Source organism: Paraoerskovia sediminicola, from assembly GCF_030296575.1.
Taxonomy (GTDB): Bacteria; Actinomycetota; Actinomycetes; order Actinomycetales; family Cellulomonadaceae; genus Paraoerskovia; species Paraoerskovia sediminicola.
This window is the reverse complement of record NZ_AP027729.1, coordinates 2057904-2077420: the sequence shown is the minus strand read 5'-3', so window position 1 is coordinate 2077420 and position 19517 is coordinate 2057904. Positions and strand designations below refer to the sequence as shown.

At 72.4% G+C, this 19517-nt stretch carries 15 protein-coding genes, 1 tRNA gene, 4 pseudogenes and 1 riboswitch; of the genes and pseudogenes, 7 read left to right on the top strand and 13 right to left on the bottom strand.

All coding sequences use genetic code 11. The features are described 5' to 3' along the window. Nucleotides 1-78: 78 nt before the first annotated feature. From QUE47_RS09735 to QUE47_RS09725, 3 genes are all read right to left on the bottom strand, one after another. Nucleotides 79-151: transfer RNA gene (locus tag QUE47_RS09735), tRNA-Arg, on the bottom strand. 54 nt (nt 152-205) lie between these two features. Further along, nucleotides 206-766: a dihydrofolate reductase gene (locus QUE47_RS09730; protein ID WP_286217126.1), complete on the bottom strand. Its 561-nt coding sequence runs from the start codon at nt 764-766 to the stop codon at nt 206-208. Next, on the bottom strand, nt 766-1524 hold the full coding sequence (locus QUE47_RS09725) for a thymidylate synthase (protein ID WP_286219461.1): 759 nt from the start codon (nt 1522-1524) through the stop codon (nt 766-768). The genes QUE47_RS09730 and QUE47_RS09725 overlap by 1 nt, the downstream gene beginning before the upstream one ends. A 278-nt stretch (nt 1525-1802) precedes the next feature. Here QUE47_RS09725 and QUE47_RS09720 point away from each other — a divergent pair, with 278 nt between their 5' ends. The 3 genes from QUE47_RS09720 to QUE47_RS09710 all read left to right on the top strand — a co-directional run bounded on the left by QUE47_RS09720 (nt 1803) and on the right by QUE47_RS09710 (nt 4291). Next, nucleotides 1803-2483: an OsmC family protein gene (locus QUE47_RS09720; RefSeq protein ID WP_350227513.1), complete on the top strand. Its 681-nt coding sequence runs from the start codon at nt 1803-1805 to the stop codon at nt 2481-2483. An 85-nt stretch (nt 2484-2568) separates the two neighbouring features. Then, nucleotides 2569-3672 carry a hypothetical protein gene (locus QUE47_RS09715; protein WP_286217125.1) on the top strand — a complete coding sequence of 368 codons (1104 nt, stop codon included), beginning with the start codon at nt 2569-2571 and terminating at the stop codon, nt 3670-3672. Between the two features lie 406 nt (nt 3673-4078). Then, the gene (locus tag QUE47_RS09710) at nt 4079-4291 is read left to right on the top strand and encodes an SRPBCC family protein (protein ID WP_286217124.1); all 213 of its coding nucleotides are present in this window, start codon (nt 4079-4081) and stop codon (nt 4289-4291) included. 3 nt (nt 4292-4294) lie between these two features. Here the strand turns inward: QUE47_RS09710 and QUE47_RS09705 are convergent, their stop codons facing one another. Both QUE47_RS09705 and QUE47_RS09695 read right to left on the bottom strand, forming a co-directional pair. Next, a complete protein-coding gene (locus QUE47_RS09705) occupies nt 4295-4450 on the bottom strand; it encodes a hypothetical protein (RefSeq protein ID WP_286219560.1) in 156 nt (51 codons plus the stop codon). Nucleotides 4451-4754: 304 nt separating this feature from the next. Further along, the gene (locus QUE47_RS09695; protein WP_286219559.1) at nt 4755-4979 is read right to left on the bottom strand and encodes a hypothetical protein; all 225 of its coding nucleotides are present in this window, start codon (nt 4977-4979) and stop codon (nt 4755-4757) included. A gap of 315 nt (nt 4980-5294) precedes the next feature. On the opposite strand from QUE47_RS09695, the gene QUE47_RS09690 reads away from it, so the two are divergent. Further along, a complete protein-coding gene (locus QUE47_RS09690) occupies nt 5295-6581 on the top strand; it encodes an aspartate aminotransferase type Ic (protein ID WP_286217123.1) in 1287 nt (428 codons plus the stop codon). A 99-nt stretch (nt 6582-6680) separates the two neighbouring features. Here the strand turns inward: QUE47_RS09690 and QUE47_RS09685 are convergent, their stop codons facing one another. Continuing rightward, nucleotides 6681-8246 (bottom strand): amidohydrolase, encoded by a 1566-nt coding sequence (locus QUE47_RS09685; RefSeq protein WP_286217122.1) that lies wholly within the window; start codon nt 8244-8246, stop codon nt 6681-6683. Between the two features lie 198 nt (nt 8247-8444). On the opposite strand from QUE47_RS09685, the gene QUE47_RS09680 reads away from it, so the two are divergent. Next, nucleotides 8445-9491: an ATP-binding cassette domain-containing protein gene (locus QUE47_RS09680; protein ID WP_286217121.1), complete on the top strand. Its 1047-nt coding sequence runs from the start codon at nt 8445-8447 to the stop codon at nt 9489-9491. Continuing rightward, nucleotides 9491-10387 carry an ABC transporter permease gene (locus tag QUE47_RS09675; RefSeq protein ID WP_286217120.1) on the top strand — a complete coding sequence of 299 codons (897 nt, stop codon included), beginning with the start codon at nt 9491-9493 and terminating at the stop codon, nt 10385-10387. The genes QUE47_RS09680 and QUE47_RS09675 overlap by 1 nt, the downstream gene beginning before the upstream one ends. Nucleotides 10388-10404: 17 nt before the next feature. Here QUE47_RS09675 and QUE47_RS09670 read toward each other — a convergent pair. The 3 genes and pseudogenes from QUE47_RS09670 to QUE47_RS09660 form a co-directional block, all read right to left on the bottom strand. Then, a pseudogene (locus tag QUE47_RS09670) lies at nt 10405-11371 on the bottom strand (universal stress protein). Nucleotides 11372-11570: 199 nt separating this feature from the next. Then, a complete protein-coding gene (locus tag QUE47_RS09665) occupies nt 11571-12401 on the bottom strand; it encodes a C40 family peptidase (RefSeq protein ID WP_286217119.1) in 831 nt (276 codons plus the stop codon). A gap of 47 nt (nt 12402-12448) precedes the next feature. Beyond that, nucleotides 12449-12639, bottom strand: a riboswitch (cyclic di-AMP (ydaO/yuaA leader). Between the two features lie 220 nt (nt 12640-12859). Continuing rightward, a pseudogene (locus tag QUE47_RS09660) lies at nt 12860-13569 on the bottom strand (iron-dependent transcriptional repressor DtxR). Between the two features lie 178 nt (nt 13570-13747). Here QUE47_RS09660 and serC point away from each other — a divergent pair. Then, a pseudogene (gene serC, locus QUE47_RS09655) lies at nt 13748-14841 on the top strand (phosphoserine transaminase). 2 nt (nt 14842-14843) lie between these two features. On the opposite strand, the gene QUE47_RS09650 reads toward serC, so the two are convergent. From QUE47_RS09650 to QUE47_RS09635, 4 genes and pseudogenes are all read right to left on the bottom strand, one after another. Further along, nucleotides 14844-16178: an MFS transporter gene (locus QUE47_RS09650; RefSeq protein ID WP_286217118.1), complete on the bottom strand. Its 1335-nt coding sequence runs from the start codon at nt 16176-16178 to the stop codon at nt 14844-14846. Further along, entirely contained in the window at nt 16175-16606 is a 432-nt protein-coding gene (locus QUE47_RS09645) for a MarR family winged helix-turn-helix transcriptional regulator (protein WP_286217117.1), read from the bottom strand. The genes QUE47_RS09650 and QUE47_RS09645 overlap by 4 nt, the downstream gene beginning before the upstream one ends. Before the next feature lie 163 nt (nt 16607-16769). After that, nucleotides 16770-17999, bottom strand: coding sequence for a mannose-6-phosphate isomerase, class I (gene manA / locus QUE47_RS09640; protein WP_286217116.1), 1230 nt, complete (start codon nt 17997-17999; stop codon nt 16770-16772). Nucleotides 18000-18005: 6 nt separating this feature from the next. Next, a pseudogene (locus tag QUE47_RS09635) lies at nt 18006-19486 on the bottom strand (NCS2 family permease). Nucleotides 19487-19517 lie beyond the last annotated feature (31 nt).

Sequence of the window (19517 nt, the reverse complement as noted above, 5' to 3'; positions counted from 1 at the left end):
GCTCTCACCTCGGGACGAAATGAATGGGCCGCGCGTCTGCGGCCTGCGAGCCGGTGGACGGGGCCCTGCTCCGCTCTGTGCGCCTGGCCGGATTCGAACCGGCGACACCCGCTTTAGGAGAGCGGTGCTCTATCCCCTGAGCTACAGGCGCGTGCGCCTGCCGGCGCCGCGTGACCCGCACGCGAGCCGCGACAAGACTACCGGCTCAGCGGCCGTCGTCCGCCCGCCGATAGGTGACGAACCGGTACCCCACCCCGGTGCGCGACATCGTCCACTCCCCGGCTGCGGCGCGGACCCATGCGGGGCCGGGCTCGGGCGCCCAGGCGTCCCCCTCGACCTCCAGGTCGAGCTCGGTCACCTCCAGGGTGTCGGACGACGCGAGCGCGGCCGCGTAGAGCTGCTCGCCCCCCATCACCCACACCTGGCCACCGGTGGCGGCAGCGGAGGCGGTCTCCAGCGCGTCGCCGAGCCCGTGGGCGACGACGACGCCGTCCGAGGCCTGGGGCGCGGCGACGTCCGGCACCCAGCCCTGCTGCCGGGTGACGACCACGTTGAGCCGGCCCGGCAGGGGCCGGAACCGGTCCGGGAGGGAGTCCCACGTGCGCCGGCCCATGACCACCGGGTGTCCACGGGTCGTCTCGCGGAAGTGCGTCATGTCCTCGGGGACGTGCCACGGAATCGTGTTGCCGGCACCGATGACCGGACGCCCGGAGGCGTCACGGGCCTGGGCCCAGATCATCCCGACGACCGGGCGCGCGGGAGCCATCAGACCGCGACCGGCGCCTTGATCCCCGGGTGGTGGACGTAGTCGACGACCTCCACGTCCGCGACCTCGTAGTCGAAGATCGAGTCGCGCGGCGCGAGCCGCAGGGTCGGGTACGGGTAGGGCTCGCGGGCGAGCTGCCGCTCGACCTGCTCGACGTGGTTGTCGTAGACGTGCACGTCGCCGCCCGTCCAGACGAAGTCACCGACCTCGAGCCCGCACTGCGCAGCGACCATGTGCGTCAGCAGCGCGTACGACGCGATGTTGAAGGGGACCCCGAGGAACAGGTCGGCGGAGCGCTGGTAGAGCTGGCACGAGAGCCGTCCGTCAGCCACGTAGAACTGGAACAGCGCGTGGCACGGCGGCAGCGCCATGTCGTCGACCTCGCCGGGGTTCCACGCGCTCACGACGTGCCGGCGCGAGTCGGGGTTCGTCCGGATCGACTCCACGACCTTGGCGATCTGGTCGACGTGGCCGCCGTCGGGTGTCGGCCACGACCTCCACTGCACGCCGTACACCGGCCCGAGGTCACCGTCCTCGTCGGCCCACTCGTCCCAGATCGTCACCCCCTGCTCCTGGAGCCAGCGCACGTTCGACTCGCCGCGCAGGAACCAGATCAGCTCGGCGACGACGGAGCGCACATGGACCCGTTTCGTGGTGATCAGCGGGAAGCCCCGCGCCAGGTCGTAGCGGATCTGTCGACCGAAGACGCTGCGCGTGCCGGTCCCGGTCCTGTCACCCTTCGGCGTGCCGACCGCCATGACCTCGCGCAGCAGGTCTTCGTAGGGCGTGGGAACAGCCGCGTCTGAGGTCACGTTGGCGAGTCTAGACAGACAGACCGACAGTGGACCCGTACGGGCGGGGCCCGTCCGGCGCCACCGACACGACGGATGCGCCGACCGGCACGCACAGACGGCACGGGCAGATGGAAGGATCCAGCCATGACGGACGAGACCTCAGCACCGACCGACCCCATCGAGACCTCCGGGACCCCGGCCTCCCCGGCGACCCGGCGATCACCGCCGACGACGCACCGGTCGTGACCCGACGCGACCCCGACGCCGCGGTCGACGACCACGCGGCCGACTCGTCGGCCTACGACGGACCTCCGCACGACGGCCCTGAAGAATCCGCCGAATCTGCCGAATCCAGCGAGGGCGAAGAGTCCGGCAAGGGCGACCAGGCGGACGAGGACCAGGCGGACAGCGACCAGGCTGACAGCGACCAGGCTGACGACGACGACTCCGACTCCGACTCCGACTCCGACGAGGAGATCACCCCCTCCTCCGCTGCGCCGACCGACGCGCTGTGGGTCGAGCGGACGGGCGGGCGCACCTACCGCGGGCACTCCGAGCGCGGCGCGTCCGTGGAGATCGGGCCGGCGAGCGAGGGTGCCGTCTTCACCCCCGGGGAGCTGCTGAAGCTCGCGCTCGCGGCGTGCGCGGGGATGTCGAGCGACGTGACGTTCGCGCGCCGGCTCGGGGACGACTACACGGCGACGATCCGCGTCGACGGGACCAAGGACCTCGACGACGACCGCTACCCGACGTTGAGCGAGCGCTTCGAGGTCGATCTGTCGTCCCTCGACGAGGCCGCCCGCGAGCGCCTGCTGACCGTCGCGGAGCGCGCCATCGACAAGACCTGCACCGTGGGCAACACGCTCAAGGCCGGCGCGAAGGTCGACCTGTCGTTCGTCGACTCGGGCGCGGCCGAGGACTGACCCGCCGCCCGTCGCACGTACCCGCGAACGAACCCGCCTGCTCCGGCGCCACCGCACGCCGGACACACGACCCGGAAGGCCGAGAATGCCCTCACGTCGCGCGAAGAAGGGTGAGCTGACCCCGCACGAGCTGCCGCCGGTCGATCCCGACGACGGCACGCTCCCGCCCGGCCGCAGGACCCCGGTCCTCGACGCCGCGCTGGCGCAGGCCGTGATGATCCCGTCGGCGGCCGTCCGTGCTCATGTCGACTCCGTGCGGCGACGCAATCCGGGGGCCTCCCCGGCGCAGGTCGTGCAGATCCTCGAGCGCGAGTTCCTCACGGTCGTGTCCGCCACCGGCGGGGCGGTAGGTGTCGCCGCGGCGGTCCCCGCGGTCGGGACGACCGCGGGGATCGTGCTCACGTCGAGCGACATCGCCACCTTCTTCGCGAGCGCGGCGGCGTTCGCCCTCGCTGTCGCCGAGGTGCACGGCATCGCCGTGGAGGACGTCGAGCGACGGCGTGCGCTCCTGCTCGTCTCGGTCCTCGGGGACCGGGGTGCGCGCGACGTCGAGCGGGCCGCGGGCGGCTCCCCGATGGCGTGGGGCAAGGTGCTCCTCACGCGGATGCCGCAGGGGACCCTGCGCCAGGTGAACCGTGCCCTCTCGCACCGCTTCGTCAAGACGCAGCTCGCCAAGCAGGGTGGCATGGCGCTCGGCCGGGTCGTCCCCTTCGGCATCGGCGCGGCCGTCGGGTTCCTCGGCGGTCGGGCCCTCGGTCGCGGGGTGATCAAGCAGACGCAGGCGGCGTTCGGCCCGCCACCGCAGGTGTTCGGCCGGGTCCTGGAGGTGGTCGAGGTGGAGTCCTCCACGGAGGGTCCGCGGCTCGTCGAGACGCGTCCGGCTCCTCGGCGACGGGGCCTGCGTCGGCGCCGCGCGGACGATCAGCCCGCGCAGCCGGAACCGTCCCGGAGGGACGGGCGCGAGGCGTCAGGAGGTCCGGTCCCGAACGGCACAGCCCCGCAGGCCCCAGCAGCGAAGGACGTGCGCCGTCCCAACCCGAGCGCGCCCGGCCCCGCAGCACCGAGCACCTCGGCACCGGGCACCCCGGCTCCGACCCGGGCTCCGAGCCCTGTGCCGCCCGACGGAACGGCCCCGGAGGGCGACGGCACCGCTCGGACCGGCCCGACGACGTGGGCGCCACCTCGGTGAGCGACATGGACGAGGACAGGCGAGAGGGCACGCGGGACGAGCCCCTCCGCGCCGTGACGGAACGCCGCGAGCTCGACGTCCCGGCGGACGTCGCCTTCTCCTGGGTTGCGGACTGGCGGACGCACCCACGGTGGATCCCCCTCACCAGGGCGGAGTCGGGGTCGCACCGGTGGACGACGACGTCCCGCACCGCGCCCCGCCCCGGCGGCGGTCCGGAGGGCGAGACCTTCACGATGGTCTCAGGACCGTGGGCGACCCGGGGCGCCCCGGGGTTCGTGGACCGGATGGTGACGGTCCGGGCGGGGGAGCTCCGCCGTCCGACGCTCGCACCGGAACTCCCGCCGGCAGTGCCGGGACCGCGTCGCGCGACAGGGAACCGGCGACGGGGCGGGAGACCCGCACCGTCATGATCCGCAAGACCGGTCCGATCCTGCTCGGGGTCGCTGGGTTCGAGGTCACCCCGACGGGCTCCGACCGCTGCGTGGTGACGTGGTGGGAGTCCGTGCATCTCGCGGGCCCGCTCCCGGCGGCGTGGACCCGACCGCCGCTCGGGGTGCTGCTCCGCGTGATGATGCGCGTCGGGCTGCGCAGGCTCGCGCGGGTGATCGAGGACGACTGACCGCTACTCGGCGTCGCCGTCGCGCGTCTCGGCGTCCCGTTCGGCCGGCTGTGCCAGAACCAGGTACAGGTCCTGACGGGCCTTCTCCAGCAGCTCGCCGGCGACCGCCACCTGGCTGGGCGAGCCGGTCTTCGCGATCTGCACGACGGCAGCGGCCACCTCCCCCACCTTGTCGCGGAGGTCACGGGCCTCCCGCGGACCGCGCCCGCCGTGTCGTCCGCCACCGGAACGGTCGAACGGGTCACCGATCTCCTCGGCGCGCTCCTCGACGTGAGCACGGCCGGCATCGGTCAGGTGGGCCAGCTTGCGCCCGCCCTCGGCCGTGATGGTGACGAGGCCCTCGTCCTCGAGGAGGCTCAGCGCCGGGTAGACGGCGCCGGGGCTCGGCTCCCAGAGCCCCCGCTGCGCTCCGCGATCTCCTGGATGAGCTGGTAGCCGTGCATGGGCTGCTCGGCCAGGAGGGTCAGGACGGCGCCGCGGACGTCGCCACGCGAGCCCCGGCGCCCGCCGCGTCCCCGGCCTCCGGGGCCGCCGTGACCGCCGCGCGGCCCGTGACCGCGCGGGCCACTGTCCCCAGGCCCGCCCGGGCCACCGGGGAACCCGCCGCGGCGCGCCCGGCCCTCAGGACCCCGGCGACCGCCGCGCCGAGGTCCGCCCGGCCCGGCGGGACCGGCGTCTCCCCAGGCATCTCCCCATGCGTCGCCGGAGCCGCGCTGGTCGAAGTCGATCTGTGCGTACATGTCGCGGCCTGCGCCGCGTCCGTAGTCCTGCTTCATGGTCGTTCTCTCCTTCGTCGTCGACGGGCGCCCTGTGTGACGCCCCATCGATACGTCAACGATATATCGAAAGACTGTCGATGACAACACGCCCACGAGTTCCGGTCGCCGGCACCGGACCCTCGGGCCGGACCCTCGGGCCGGCCGGCCCAGCATCGAGCGTCCACAGGGCGGGACGCTCGTCCCGCACACTGGCCCGCACGCGCTGCGGTCCTAGACTCGGACGCATGACGACCCTCGCTCTCGCACCCGACGCCGCACCCGGCGTCCTCGCCGCCCAGCAGCAGGCGTACGCCGACCTGAAGGCGCGCGGGCTGTCCCTCGACCTGACGCGCGGCAAGCCCTCGGCCGAGCAGCTCGACCTCTCGGACGGCCTGCTGAACCTCCCGGGCGCCGGCACGGTCGCGAGCGAGGCCGGCACGGACGTCCGCAACTACGGGGGCCTCGACGGTCTGGTCGAGCTGCGGCGCATCTTCGCGGAGCTGCTCGACGTCCCCGTGGCGCAGCTCATCGCCGGCGGCAACGCGTCCCTGACCCTGATGCACGACACCCTCACGTTCGCGACGCTCTTCGGCGTCCCCGGCTCCACCCGCCCGTGGGGCCAGGAGGAGAAGGTCAAGTTCGTCTGCCCCGTCCCCGGGTACGACCGCCACTTCGCCGTGTGCGAGGCGCTCGGCATCGAGATGGTCACCGTCCCCATGACGGACGACGGCCCCGACCCCGACGCCGTCGCAGCGCTCGTGGCCGACGACCCGTCGATCAAGGGCCTCTGGGTCGTGCCGACCTACGCGAACCCCGACGGCTCCGTCGTCTCCACCGAGGTCGCCCGCCGCCTCGTCTCCATGCCGACCGCGGCGCCCGACTTCCGGATCCTGTGGGACAACGCCTACGCCGTCCACCACCTGACCGACGACGAGGTGCACAGCGCCGACGCGATCGGCCTGGCCGAGGCCGCCGGGAACCCGGACCGCGTCGTGATGTACGCGTCGACCTCCAAGATCACGTTCCCGGGCTCCGGGGTGTCGTTCATGGCGTCGTCCCCCGCGAACATCACCTGGTACAAGAAGCACCTCGCGTTCCAGTCGATCGGGCCGGACAAGGTGAACCAGCTGCGCCACGCGCGGTTCTTCGGCGACGCCGAGGGCGTGCGCAGCCACATGCGCCGCCACCGCGAGGTCATCGCGCCGAAGTTCGACGCCGTCGTGTCGATCCTCCGCGACCGGCTCGGCGAGCACGGCGTGGCCCGCTGGACCGAGCCCAAGGGCGGGTACTTCGTCAGCCTCGACGTGGTGCCCGGCACCGCCTCGCGCGTGATCTCGCTCGCCAAGGAGGCAGGCATCGCGCTGACGCCGGCCGGCGCCACGTTCCCCTACGGGAACGACCCGGCCGACGAGAACATCCGGCTCGCCCCGACGCTGCCGCCGCTGTCGGAGATCGAGGTCGCCATGGACGGCGTCGCGACGTGCGTCCTGCTCGCCGCGGCCGAGGCCGCCACCGGTTCCCTCCCCGCCTGAGGACGTCGCCCGAGCACCCCGGCCCCGCCCTGGGGCTGGGCGGGGCCGGGCCGGGCCGGGCTGGTGGAGTTGCCGGGTGTCGGACGACGTCGCGCCGGCTCAGGCGCGGAACGTCCAGCGGCCGCCGACCATCGTCGCCCACACCGGCATGTCGCGCAGCGGCTCGTCCGGGCCGAACGGGTCCCGGTCGACGACCACCAGGTCCGCGACGTCCCCGGTCCGCACCTCGTCGCGGCCGCGGGCGTGCGCGGCGAGGGCCGTCCGCACGTCGATGCGCTCCTCGGGACGCCACGCCTCCCGCCCGTCACGCGCGCGGTGCACCGCCGCCGCCATCGCCGCCCACGGGTCCAGGGTCGCCACGGGCGCGTCGGACCCCAGGCGCACGGTCGCCCCCGCCTCGACGAGCGACGCGAGGGGGTACGGGATCGCCGACGTGCCCGCCCAGTAGCGGTCGACGACGTCCCGGTCGTCCATCGCGTGCTCCGGCTGGACGCTCGCGACGACGCCGAGCTCGGCGAACCTGGGCAGATCCTGCCGCGCGACGAGCTGTGCGTGCTCCATGCGGCCGCCGATCCCCAGCTCGGCGTACGTGTCGAGGACCAGGCCCACCGCGGCGTCCCCGATCGCGTGGACCGTCGTCTCGATCCCTGCGCCCGTCGCACGCAGCAGGAGGTCACGCAGCTCCTCGGGCTCGACGTCCAGCGCACCGCGGTCCTCGTGAGCCTCCGTCGCCGGCGCGGCGAGGTCTGCTGCCTCGGCTCCTGCAGCGTCTGCCTCTCCGTCGGGACCCGCCGCGTAGGGGGCACAGCAGAACGCCGTGCGGGTGTTCAGCGAACCGTCGGACATCACCTTGAGCGGGCCGATCCGGACCAGGTCGCCGGTGTCCGGGACGACGTCCCCCGAACGACGCCCGGCTGCGATCCACTCCTCCAGCCGGTCCGCGTACACCCCGACCTCGACCTGGAGCGACGTGGCGCCCGCGGCGACGCGCCGCTGCCACGCGCGCACGTTGTCGGCCATCTCCAGGTCGACGATCCCCACGACGCCCCTGGCCGCCGCGAACGTGCCCGCCACGACCACGAGGCCGTCGAGCTCGGACTCCGCCTGACGGTCGAGCCGGCGGGACACCTCGAACCACTCCTCCTCCCGGAGGATGCCCGACGCGTCGACCTCGGCGCCCAGGACCTGCGCGGCCGCGCTGGAGACCCACCCGCAGTGGCAGTCACCGCCGACCAGGACCACCGCCACGTCGCCCGCCACGGCGTCGAGCGCCGCACGGGTCGGCAGGTCCGGCCACATCGCGTCACGGAAGCCGAAGCCGACGACGACGTCACCTACCACCCGCGGCGCCGTCTCGGTGTCCGGGAGCACGGCCAGGTGGTCCGCGACGACCTGCACCGCCTCGGCGGCGCTCCGGGTCGCCGACAGGTCGACGCGCGCCCTGGCCAGCGACCACTGCAGCATGTGCACGTGCTCGTCCCACAGCCCCGGCACCACCCAGCGGCCTTCGACGTCGACGACGATCGGTGACCCGGCGGCACCGGGCTCCGGCCACGACCGGCTCGGGCCGACCTCGACCGTCCCGTCGTCGAGCACGAGCACGTCGACCGGCTCGGGGCGGCCGGGGATCCGCGCGTCGTGCAGCACGGTGACGATCGAGGACAAGGGGCCTCCCGGGAATGTCGAGCGCCGCGGTCGCGGCGGGTCCGAGGAGCCTACGCACGGCACATCGGGAGCCGCCCGCAGGACACGCGCACGGAAACGTCCCCGCACACCGCGACGAGGCCCGGGCTCGGGAAACGAGGTGGACCGATGTCGGTGGTCCGGGAGAAGATGGCCTCCCGCCGAGCGAGGAGCACACCGATGCCGCAGTCGGAGCTGGCCGTCGAGGCCAGAGGACTGGTCAAGCACTTCAAGAGCCGCAGGTCCGTCACCCGGGCGGTCGACGGCATCGATCTCGACGTGCCCCGCGGCGCGGTCTACTCGGTCCTCGGGCCCAACGGTGCCGGCAAGACGACCGCCGTCCGGATGCTCGCGACCCTACTGCGACCCGATGCCGGGACCGCGCGCGTGCTCGGTCACGACGTGGTCCAGGACGCGGACGCCGTCCGCACCTGCGTCGGCCTCACCGGTCAGTACGCCTCGGTCGACGAGGACCTGACGGGCCTCGAGAACCTGGTGATGCTCGCCCGGCTGTACGGGTTCAAGGGTGCCCGGGCCCGACGCCGCTGCCTCGACCTCCTCGGCGCGTTCGGCCTCGAGGACGCGGGCGGGCGGCAGGTCAAGACGTACTCGGGCGGCATGCGGCGCCGCATCGACCTCGCGGCGAGCCTCGTGATGAGCCCCGAGGTGCTGTTCCTCGACGAACCGACGACCGGCCTCGACCCCCGCTCGCGCAACCAGGTGTGGGACATCGTGCGGGTCCTCGTCGCCGACGGCGCGACGGTGCTGCTGACGACCCAGTACCTCGAGGAGGCCGACCAGCTCGCCGACCGTATCGCCGTGATCGACCACGGGAAGGTCATCGCTGAGGGCACCGCGGCCGACCTCAAGCGGTCCGTCGGGCGGGGCGCGGTCGAGCTGCGGGTCGCGGACACCGCGCGCCGGGCCGAGGCGATCGGCATCGTCGGCCGGGTGCTCGGAGCCGATGCGACGGCCGCCGCCGACCCGTACGGGCTCAGCGCGCGCGTCCCGGAAGGCTCGGAGCACTCCGTCGCGCAGCTCCTCCCCGCACTGGCCGACGCCGGCATCACCGTCCCCGAGTTCTCCCTCGGCCAACCGAGCCTCGACGAGGTCTTCCTGACCCTGACGGGGCACACCCCGGACGATGCCGAGGGTGCCGGGGCCTCCCGCGGCCCGACGACGGCCGGCGACGACCGCGAAACCGACGACCGGGCGGAGGTGGCCTGATGACCGCATCGGACCAGACGGACCAGGCGGACCGGACCGCCCGCACAGCACGCGCGGACGCCCCGGCACCGGAGGGCACCGCGACCCCCGACGACCACGCCCTGCGCGACGCGATCGCGCTCGACCGTCGCCCCGACCGGCCGTCCGCCGTCTCGTCGACGCTGACGTTCGCGTGGCGCGCGCTCCTGAAGATCAAGCACGTCCCTGAGCAGCTGTTCGACGTGACCGTGACCCCGGTGATCTTCACGCTGATGTTCACGTACCTCTTCGGCGGGGCGCTGGCGGGCAGCACCGAGGCCTACCTGCAGTACCTGCTGCCCGGCATCCTCGTCCAGACGGTGCTCTTCACGACCGTCTACACGGGCTACACGATGAACACCGACATCACGAAGGGCGTCTTCGACCGGTTCCGCTCCTTGCCGATCTGGCGACCGGCGCCGATCGTCGGGGCGCTCCTGGGCGACACCGTCCGCTACACGATCGCGTCGGTGGTCACGATCGCCCTCGGTCTGCTCCTGGGCTTCCGTCCCGACGGCGGCGTGGTGGGGGTCGTGCTGGCGGTGCTGCTGCTCCTCGTCTTCGCCTTCGCCCTCAGCTGGATCTTCACGATCCTCGGGCTCGTGCTGCGCTCCCCCAACGCCGTCATGGGCGTGTCCATGATGGTGCTCATGCCGTTGACGTTCGCGTCCAACATCTTCGTCGACCCGACGACGATGCCGGACGTCCTGCAGGGGTTCGTCGACGTGAACCCGGTGTCGCACCTGACGACTGCGGCCCGAGGCCTCATGTCGGGGACCGCCGGCGTCGACGACGTGACGTGGGCGCTGGTGGCTGCGGTCGTCCTGACCGCGGTGCTCGCACCGATCACGATGCGCCTCTACCGCAACCGCAGCTGACCCGATCCTTCCGGACGTCAGTCGTCGGAGCCCGCCGAGCCCTGCTCGAGCGCCTCGGCGTTCTCCGTGCAGCGCTTGGTCACGACCATGACCGGGCAGACCGCGTGCTGCAGCACCGCCTGGCTCGTGGACCCGAGCAGCAGGCCGGCGAACCCGCCACGGCCACGCGAGCCGAGCACGATGAGGTCCGACGCCTGCGAGAACTCGGTGAGCAGCTCCGCACCGCTGCCGTCCAGCACGATGCGCCGGATGCTCAGCCCGGGGTTCTCCGCCTCGTGACGGTCCACGATCACGTCGAGCCCGGCACTGATGTCGTTGAGCACCTGCTCGTGGTCGATCGCCGCGGGCAGCCAGGCCAGCAGGCCGGCGCCGGTCCCCACCGGCACCCCGGCCACGGCGACGATCTCGGCGCCCCACGCCTTGGCCACGGTGATCCCCAGCCCGAGGGCCCGCTCGGCCCACGGCGACCCGTCGACACCGACGACGATCCGGTTCAGCGGCCGGACCGCCGGCAGGTTCTCGGCGTCGGTCGGCATCGGCTCGTCCACGGACGAGCGCAGCGGGACGACGATGGTCGGGCAGTAGGCGTGCGCCGGCAGCGCCGACGAGGTCGTGCCCAGCAGCCGCTCCGCGAACCCGCCGCTGCCCCGCGTGCCGACCACCGCGAGGCCGTGGTCGCGGGAGAGCTCGACGAGGACCCCGGCGGCGTCACCGGTGGTCAGCGTGGACGTGACGTCGACGCCCTGGGCGTCCGCCCGGGACCGCGCCTCGTCCAGGACGGCGCGCGCGCCCTCCTGGATCGCGGTGTCGTCGAGGGCTGCGTAGCCGCCGTCGGGAGGCTGCGGTGAACGACGGCAGCGAGTAGCTGCACACCACGTGCAGCGACCAGCCGATGCGCTTGGCGTGGGCCACGGCCCAGTCGAGCGCGTGCAGGCTCGGTGCCGATCCGTCGACCCCCACCAGGATCGTCGTCGGTCGTGTCATCGCAGACCCCGCTCGCCTCGTCGCCAGTTCACGGCAACAACCTAGCGGACCCCTGGACGGGAGCACATCCCGCGCGCGCCTCGCGCACGTGCCGCGCAGGTTCCGCGTGCGCCTCGAGCCGCAGCGGGAGGTCGGGGCAACGACGAGGCCCCGGGACCGTCCGTCAGGACGGCCCCGGGGCCTCGTGGAGCTGCTGCGGTCAGCCGACCCGGATGAAGGTCGGGTTCGACTGCCAGATGTTGCGGAACTGGATCGTCTTGCCCGGGCGGGGCGCGTCGATCTGCGTGTTGCCGCCCGCGTAGATCGCGATGTGGCCCGGGGTCCAGATGAGGTCGCCCGGCTGAGCCTGCGACCGCGAGATCCGGGTGCCGACGCTGCCCTGGGCACCGGAGCTGCGGGGCAGCGAGATGCCGGCCTGGGCGAACACGTACTGCGTGAACCCGGAGCAGTCGAAGCCCGACGGGGTCGAGCCGCCGTAGACGTACGGGACGCCGACGTAGCGGCTGGCGATCGAGATGATCGAGCTGTTCGCAGCCGCGGCGGGAGCGGCGGAGTCGTTCGAGGACTCGGAGCTGGACGACTCGGAGCTCGAGGACGAGCTGGACGACTCGGAGCTGGACGAGTCAGAGCTCGAGGACTGCGAGCTGGACGACTCGGAGCTCGAGGACTCGGTCGTCGTGCGCTCGGCCGTGCGGCTCGTCTGCTGGACGCGAACCGGCTCGGGCTCGGGCTCCGGCTCGGGCTCGGGCGCCGGCGTCACGTCGATGTCCGCGACCTCGATGTCCCAGGAGAGCTTGGAGTCGACGACCACGGCCGGCGCGGCCTCCAGGGCCTGGCGGGCCTCGGCGGTGAGCGTCGAGGTGTCGACGCTGCTGAGCTTGCCCGAGTCCTGGTTGACCGGGGCTGCCGTGGCGGGGCTCGCAGCGATCATCGAGACGAGGAGCCCCGACGATGCGGCGACGACAGCGGTGCGCCGCGCAGCGGTGCTGTTGCTGAGGTTCTTGGCCGACTCGGCGACGGACGCCGCCATGGGGCGACGTGCGGCACGGTGGCGCGCAGTGGTGCTAACGGACACGTTTTACCTCTCCTCGATGCCTGCGAAGTGAGCTGTCGGATTCGGGCGGGAGATCTGCCCGGCCTTCGGGACCTCGGTCCCTCCGGCTTCACCCCAAGGACATCTGTCGATGCCCGTTTTCACTGGTTCCTCCGCCCCTGCCGTCTGTGTGGTCGTTACCTCGGACGGCGACAGGGTTCGGCGTTCCGTCCGGGGGCCGTTCGGGACGGGTGTCTCGATCGGCAGGTCCGAACGTACCCGACCTGACGGAGAAAGTCACGTTCCGGTTACGGAGGTCACAGGACGACCGTCAGTGCCCCGACCGACAGCCGTCGATGCGCATGATCTCGCGGTTCAGGGGCAGGTCTTCACCCGGTCACCATCGGGTCTAGGACCGGTCAGCGACCCCCTCGTCCTGCCGGACAAAACGGACGTCAAGCGGAGGAAGCGGACACGAAGATGTGCCGCGCGACGTCGTCCGGCAGCTCGAGGATCAGGCCGCCCCCGGGGACCGAGACCGAGAGCGCGTCGGCCGCATGGTCGACGACGACCTCGCGGCCGGGGAGGATCCCGGCCTCGTCGAGCCGCGCGAGCAGGTCGACGTCGGTCTGCAGCGGCTCGGCGACCCGGGTGACCGTCGCGCGCACGAGCCCCCGCCCTTCCAGGCCGCGACGAACGCGGGGAGCGAGACGACACCGTCGAGGAACGGGACGTCCTCGAGGCCCTCGCCCAGCTCGCCGAGCCCGGGGATCGGGTTGCCGTAGGGGTCGTGGTGCGGGTGGTCCAGCAGGTCGATGAGACGACGCTCCACGAGCTCGCTCATGACGTGCTCCCACCGGCACGCCTCGACGTGGACGTACTCCCAGTCGAGCTTGATGACGTCGGTGAGCAGGCGCTCGGCGAGGCGGTGCTTGCGCATGACCCGCCGGGCCTTGGACCAGCCGGCCTCGGTGAGCTCGAGGTGCCGGTCGCCGGTGACGACGACGAGACCGTCACGCTCCATCCGGGCCACGGTCTGCGAGACGGTGGGCCCCGAGTGGCCGAGACGTTCGGCGATCCGGGCTCGCAGGGGCGTGATGCCCTCCTCGTCGAGCTCGTAGATCGTCTTGAGGTACATCTCGGTCGTGTCGATCAGGTCGGTCACGTCGTGCTCCTGTCGCATCCTCGCTCGCGGTTCCCCGTCCCACCTGTGCCGGGCGCCTCGCTCGGGGTGAGCGCACGGGCGACCGGGCAGGACCGACGGGCAGTGCACAGTTTATGTGTCCCCCGACTATCGTGACGACGTGCCCGAGACCACTGCGCCCCTGACCATCCCAGAGACCATGCTCCCGCGCGACGGCAGGTTCGGCTCCGGGCCGAGCAAGGTGCGCCCGGAGCAGGTCTCGGCGCTCGTCGCCGCGAGCCGCGACGTGCTCGGCACGTCCCACCGTCAGCCGCCCGTGAAGGCCCTCGTGCGCCGGGTCCGCGAGGGGATCGGCGAGCTCTTCTCGCTGCCCGACGGGTACGAGGTCGCCCTCGGCAACGGCGGCTCCACCACCTTCTGGGACGTCGCGACGTTCTGTCTCGTGCGGGAGAAAGCGCAGCACGCGGCGTTCGGCGAGTTCGGGGCGAAGTTCGCCAAGGCGACGTCGCGGGCGCCGTTCCTCGCGCCGTCCGAGGTCGTGAACGCTGAGCCGGGCACGGTCGCACTCCCCACCCGGCGGACGACGTGGACGTCTACGCCTGGCCGCACAACGAGACGTCGACCGGCGCGATGGCGCCGGTGCGCCGCGTGACCGGGTCGCGCGAGGCGGGCGCGCTCACGGTCGTCGACGCGACCTCGGGGGCGGGCGGGCTCCCCGTGGACGTGCGCGAGACCGACGCCTACTACTTCGCGCCGCAGAAGGCCTTTGCTTCGGACGGCGGCCTGTGGCTCGCCGTCCTGTCTCCCGACGCCGTGGCGAGGGCGGAGCAGGTCGAGGCCGGTCGCTGGGTTCCCGAGTCGCTCTCGCTCAGCGCGGCCGTGACGAACTCACGCCTCGACCAGACGCTCAACACGCCGGCGGTCGCGACGCTCGTCATGCTCGCCGAGCAGGTCGACTGGATGCTCGCGAACGGCGGCCTGGGGTGGACGACGGCGCGGTCGGCCGAGTCCGCCGCGCACCTCTACGCGTGGGCGGGCTCACGGGACTGGGCGACGCCGTTCGTCGCCGAGCCGGCCGAGCGCTCGACCGTCGTCGGGACGATCGATCTCGACGACGCGATCGACGCGGAGCGGGTCGTCGCGACCCTGCGCGCGAACGGCGTGCTCGACGTGTTCCCCTACCGCAAGCTCGGCCGCAACCAGCTGCGCGTGGCGATGTTCCCCGCGGTCGACCCGGACGACGTGCGCGCGCTCACCGAGTGCATCGACCTCGTGGTCGAGCAGCTCGACTGAGCTCACGCGGCGGTGGAGCGCCCCGCCGCGTCGTCGCCCGCGATGCGGTCCGCGGCAGCCTCACGCTCGGCCGGTGCGGTCGCGGGGTGCGTGACGACGACGTGCGGGCTGGCGTGGAGCCGATAGCTCACGTCGTAGCGCCAGTGCCGCTTGGTCCACAGGGCCGCGCCGAGCGCGACCACGATCGAGGCGATCGCCCCGACCCCGATCGACCAGCGCGCCCCGAACACCTCGCCGATCCAGCCGACGAGCGGGGACCCGACCGGGTTCGCCCCGAGCAGGACGATCATGTAGAGCGACATGACGCGCCCGCGGACCTCGGGGCTGGTCGACATCTGGATCGTCGAGTTCGCCGATGTGAGCATGGTCAGCGAGCAGAAGCCCACGACGATGCTCATGGCCGCGTAGGTCCAGTACGTGGGCATGAGCGCCATCACTCCTGAGGCGACACCGAACGCGAGCGCCGACCCGATGACCAGGCGTACCCGTGGCCGGTCGCGCCTGGCCGCCATCAGCGCTCCCGCCAGCGATCCGATGGCGAGGATCGAGCCGAGCACGCCGTACTCCCCCGGCCCCTTGTCGAACTCGGTCGTGGCCATGAGCGCCGCGGTGAGCTGGAAGTTGAGCCCGAGCGACGACACGATGCCGACCACGACCATGATCACCACGATGTCGCTGCGGCCCTTGACGTAGGCGATGCCCTCACGGATCTGACCGCGGCTGCGGCCCGCGCTCGGCATCGGCCGCAGCGAGTCCGTCCGCATGAACGCCAGCGCGGCGATGGTCGCCCCGAACGAGATCCCGTTGAAGACGAACACCCAGCCCGTGCCGATCGCGGCGATGAGCAGGCCGGCGACGCCGGGGCCGATCAGTCGCGCCGCGTTGAACGACGCGCTGTTGAGGCCCACGGCGTTGGAGAGCTTCTCTGCGGGGACCATCTCGGCGACGAAGGTCTGGCGCACGGGGTTGTCGATCGCGGCGACGCAGCCGAGCAGGAACGCGAAGAGGTACGCGTGCCAGAGCTCGGCGTGGCCGAGCAGCACGAGTGCGCCGAGCCCGCCCGCGAGGAGACCCATGGACCCCTGCGTGATCATCAGCAGCCGTCGTCGGGGGACCCGGTCGGCCAGCAGCCCGGCCCAGGGCGACAGGAGCAGCACGGGCAGGAACTGGAGGCCCGTCGTGATCCCGACGGCGACACCCGAGTTGTCGGTGAGCACCGTCAGCACGAGCCAGTCCTGAGCGACCCGCTGCATCCAGGTGCCGATGTTGGCGACGAGGGCGGCGCCGAACCAGATGCGGTAGTTGGGATATCGGAGGGAGGCGAAGGTCGAGCTCATACGGTGGCGATCCGGGTCATGAGGGCTTGGGCAGCGTCGAGGGTGGCCAGCTCGTCCGCCGTCAGGGTCTCGAGGCGCCGCGCGAGCCAGGCGTCGCGCCGGCGGCGCGTCTCGAGCACCTCGCGGCGGCCGGCGTCCGTGAGCTCGACGACCACCTGGCGGCGGTCGTCGGGGTCCGCCGACTTCGACACGAAGCCCAGCTCGGCCAGGGCGTTGACGCTGCGGGTCATCGACGGCGGGCGCATGCACTCGTGCGCCGCGAGGGCGCCCGGCGTCGCCGGCCCGCCCCGCACGAGCGCCGCGAGCACCGCGAACAGGTGATCCGGCAGGTCGGCGTCGCCGTGCTGGGAGCGCAGGCGCCGCCCGAGGCGCGCGTTGGCGATGCGGAGGTCGCTGGCGAGGTGGGAGTCGCTGTGTTCGTCGATCACTGTCGTTACCCTAAGTCATTACCCCAGCGAATGAAAGGGCCGGAGGCTCCGTGCCGGCCCGCGCCCGCCCGGGCCGACAGTGATCAGATCCGCACCCACCCGGGCCGAAGGCTCGGTCGGACGGCCGCGCGGGCCGCCACGCAACTGCTACGACGGACCATCGCTACGGGAGGTAGCCGACAGCAGCGAGGCCCTGACCGCGGACCGTGACGGGACCGGCCACGTCGGGCACGAGCACGCAGTCCCCACGGACCAGGTCGGCCACGCCCGACGCCGACTCGAGCCGCACCGACCCCTCGCCGACGACCACGATGCGCGGCCCGCTCGCCGGCAGCGCGACAGCCCCGCCCGCGTCGTCGTCCGAGACGCGACCGAACACCATCGCGAACTCCTGGATCGGTGCCCGGTAGACGGCGAGCGCAGAGGCCAGCGGGGAGATGGCCGGCCTCGCAGCAGGTCCAGGCGTGAACGTCGCGCAGTCGAGCAACGCCTCGACGTCGACGAACTTGCCCGTCAGGCCTGCGCGCAGCACGTTGTCCGAGCTCGCCATGATCTCCATGCCGCACCCCGACAGGTAGGCGTGCACGTGACCGGCGGGGACGAACATCGACTCCCCCGGCTCGAGCGTCACGCGATTCAGCAGCAGCGCCGTGACGGCTCCCGGGTCTCCGGGGTGCTGCTCGGCGAGCAGCACCACCGTCGCGTCGGCTCGCGGGCTCGGCGATCCATCCTCGAGCCGGCGGCGCAGGGCCTCGATGGTCAGCGCGAGGTCCGTCGCCACCTCGGGATCCGTGCGCGCCCGCACGGCGAGCGCGAACGCCGTGCGCAGACCCGCCTTCGTCGGCCGCGCCAGCAGCGCGTCACGCATCTGCCCGACCAGGTCACCCGGGAGACCGTCGAGCAGCTCGAGGACGCGGCGCGGACGACGGAACCCTGAGAGCCCCTCGAACCGGGTGACGGCGACGACCATCTCGGGCTTGTGCTGGTCGTCCTTGAAGCTGCGCTCCGGCGCGTCGAGCGGCAGGCCGGCCCGGTTCTCGCGGTTGAAGCCCGCGCGCGCCCGGTGCGGGTGCGGGTGCACCTGCAACGACAGGGCCTTCTCCGCCGCGAGCACCTTGAGCAGGAACGGCAACCGCGGACCGTACGTCTCGACGGCCCGACGTCCGAGCACCTCCTCAGGGTGCTCGCGGATCAGCGCGTCCAGCGCCTCACCGGGCGCGCCCCGCGGCTCGTCCCAGCCGCGGACCGTCGACGGGGACCGTGGGTGCGCACCCATCCACATCTCGGCGACCGGCCGCCCGTCGACCGGCAACCCGAGCACGCCCTGCAGCGCGGTCGTGGAACCCCAGTCGTAGCGCTGGAGGACCGGTTCGAGCCGATAGAAGGGGTGCACCTGCCATCAGATCCCGAGCGCAGCCTCGATCGGCCCCAGCGTGAAGTACACGACGAACATCGCGGCCGCGAGCCACATCAGCGGGTGGATCTGCCGCACCTTGCCGAGCGCGAGCTTGATGACGACGAACGCCACGAACCCGACACCGATCCCGTCGCTGATCGAGTAGGTGAACGGCATGACCACGATGGTGAGGAACGCGGGGATCGCGATCTCGACGTCCGTCCACCGGATCCCGGCGACCTGCGTCATCATCAGGAACCCGACGAACACCAGGGCCGGCGCCGCCGCCTCGTACGGGACGAGGGCGACCAGCGGCGACAGGAACGTCGCCAGGAGGAACGCCACACCGGTGACCACGGAGGCGAGGCCGGTGCGGGCACCCTCACCGACACCGGTCGTGGACTCGACGTAGCTCGTGTTCGACGACACGCTGCCCGCGCCACCGGCGACGGCCGCGAGGAGTCGACGACGAGGATCGCCCGGGTGCGCGGCGGGTTGCCGTGCTCGTCGAGCAGCTTCGCCTCGCCGCCGACGGCGACCATCGTGCCCATCGTGTCGAAGAAGTCGGCGAGCAGCAGCGAGAACACGAGCAGGACGACGGTGACCGCCGAGATCTTCTCGAACGACCCGAGGAGCGAGAACTGGCCGAGCAGCCCGAAGTCGGGGGTGGCGACGACGCCGTCGAACGCGGGTGCGTTCAGGTTCCAGCCGAGCGGGTTGCTGCCGTCCGGGTTCTTCGCGCCGATGTGCAGGGCGTTCTCCACGACGACGGCGAGCGCGGTCGCCGTGAGGATCGCGATGAGCAGCGCGCCGCGGACCTTGCGGACCCAGAGCACGATCGTGAGGATCAGCCCGATGATGAAGACCACGATCGGCCAACCCTCGAGCGACCCGTTCACGCCGAGCTGCAGCGGCGTGCCGTTGCCGGTGGTGACGAACCCCGCGTTGACGAAGCCGATGAGCGCGATGAACAGCCCGATGCCGACGCTGATCGCCGTCTTGAGCTCGACCGGGACCGCCTTGAAGACGGCCTCGCGGAAACCGGTGAGCACCAGGACGAGGATGATCAGGCCCTCGATGACGACGAGCCCCATCGCGTCGGCCCACGTCATGTCGGGCAGAGAAGCGATCGAGTAGGCGACGACGGCGTTGAGCCCGAGCCCGGCCGCGAGCGCCAGCGGGAAGTTCGCGAAGAACCCCATCGCGAGGGTCAGGACCCCGGCGACGAGCGCGGTCGCCGCCGAGATCATCGCGAAGTTCGGTGCGTCACCGCCCCCGAGGAAGTTCCCGGTGCCGTCGGGGACGGTCCCGATGATCAGCGGGTTGAGCACGATGATGTAGGCCATCGCGAAGAAGGTGACGAGACCGCCACGCACCTCGCGCCCCACGGTCGAGCCGCGCTCGGAGATCTTGAAGAAGCGGTCGAGGGCCCCGTCGGGCGCCGGCGTCGTGGCCGGGTCGGTCTGCTGCGTCATGCGCGCCATCGTGCCAGATGCGCACGGGATCTCCGCAGGA

Coding starts and splice junctions, on each gene's coding strand:
- QUE47_RS09730 (WP_286217126.1), bottom strand. CDS start 766: ATGGCTCCCGCGCGCCCGGTCGTCGGGATGATCTGGGCCCAGGCCCGT.
- QUE47_RS09725 (WP_286219461.1), bottom strand. CDS start 1,524: ATGGCGGTCGGCACGCCGAAGGGTGACAGGACCGGGACCGGCACGCGC.
- QUE47_RS09715 (WP_286217125.1), top strand. CDS start 2,569: ATGCCCTCACGTCGCGCGAAGAAGGGTGAGCTGACCCCGCACGAGCTG.
- QUE47_RS09710 (WP_286217124.1), top strand. CDS start 4,079: ATGATCCGCAAGACCGGTCCGATCCTGCTCGGGGTCGCTGGGTTCGAG.
- QUE47_RS09695 (WP_286219559.1), bottom strand. CDS start 4,979: ATGCCTGGGGAGACGCCGGTCCCGCCGGGCCGGGCGGACCTCGGCGCG.
- QUE47_RS09690 (WP_286217123.1), top strand. CDS start 5,295: ATGACGACCCTCGCTCTCGCACCCGACGCCGCACCCGGCGTCCTCGCC.
- QUE47_RS09680 (WP_286217121.1), top strand. CDS start 8,445: ATGCCGCAGTCGGAGCTGGCCGTCGAGGCCAGAGGACTGGTCAAGCAC.
- QUE47_RS09675 (WP_286217120.1), top strand. CDS start 9,491: ATGACCGCATCGGACCAGACGGACCAGGCGGACCGGACCGCCCGCACA.
- QUE47_RS09665 (WP_286217119.1), bottom strand. CDS start 12,401: ATGGCGGCGTCCGTCGCCGAGTCGGCCAAGAACCTCAGCAACAGCACC.
- QUE47_RS09650 (WP_286217118.1), bottom strand. CDS start 16,178: ATGAGCTCGACCTTCGCCTCCCTCCGATATCCCAACTACCGCATCTGG.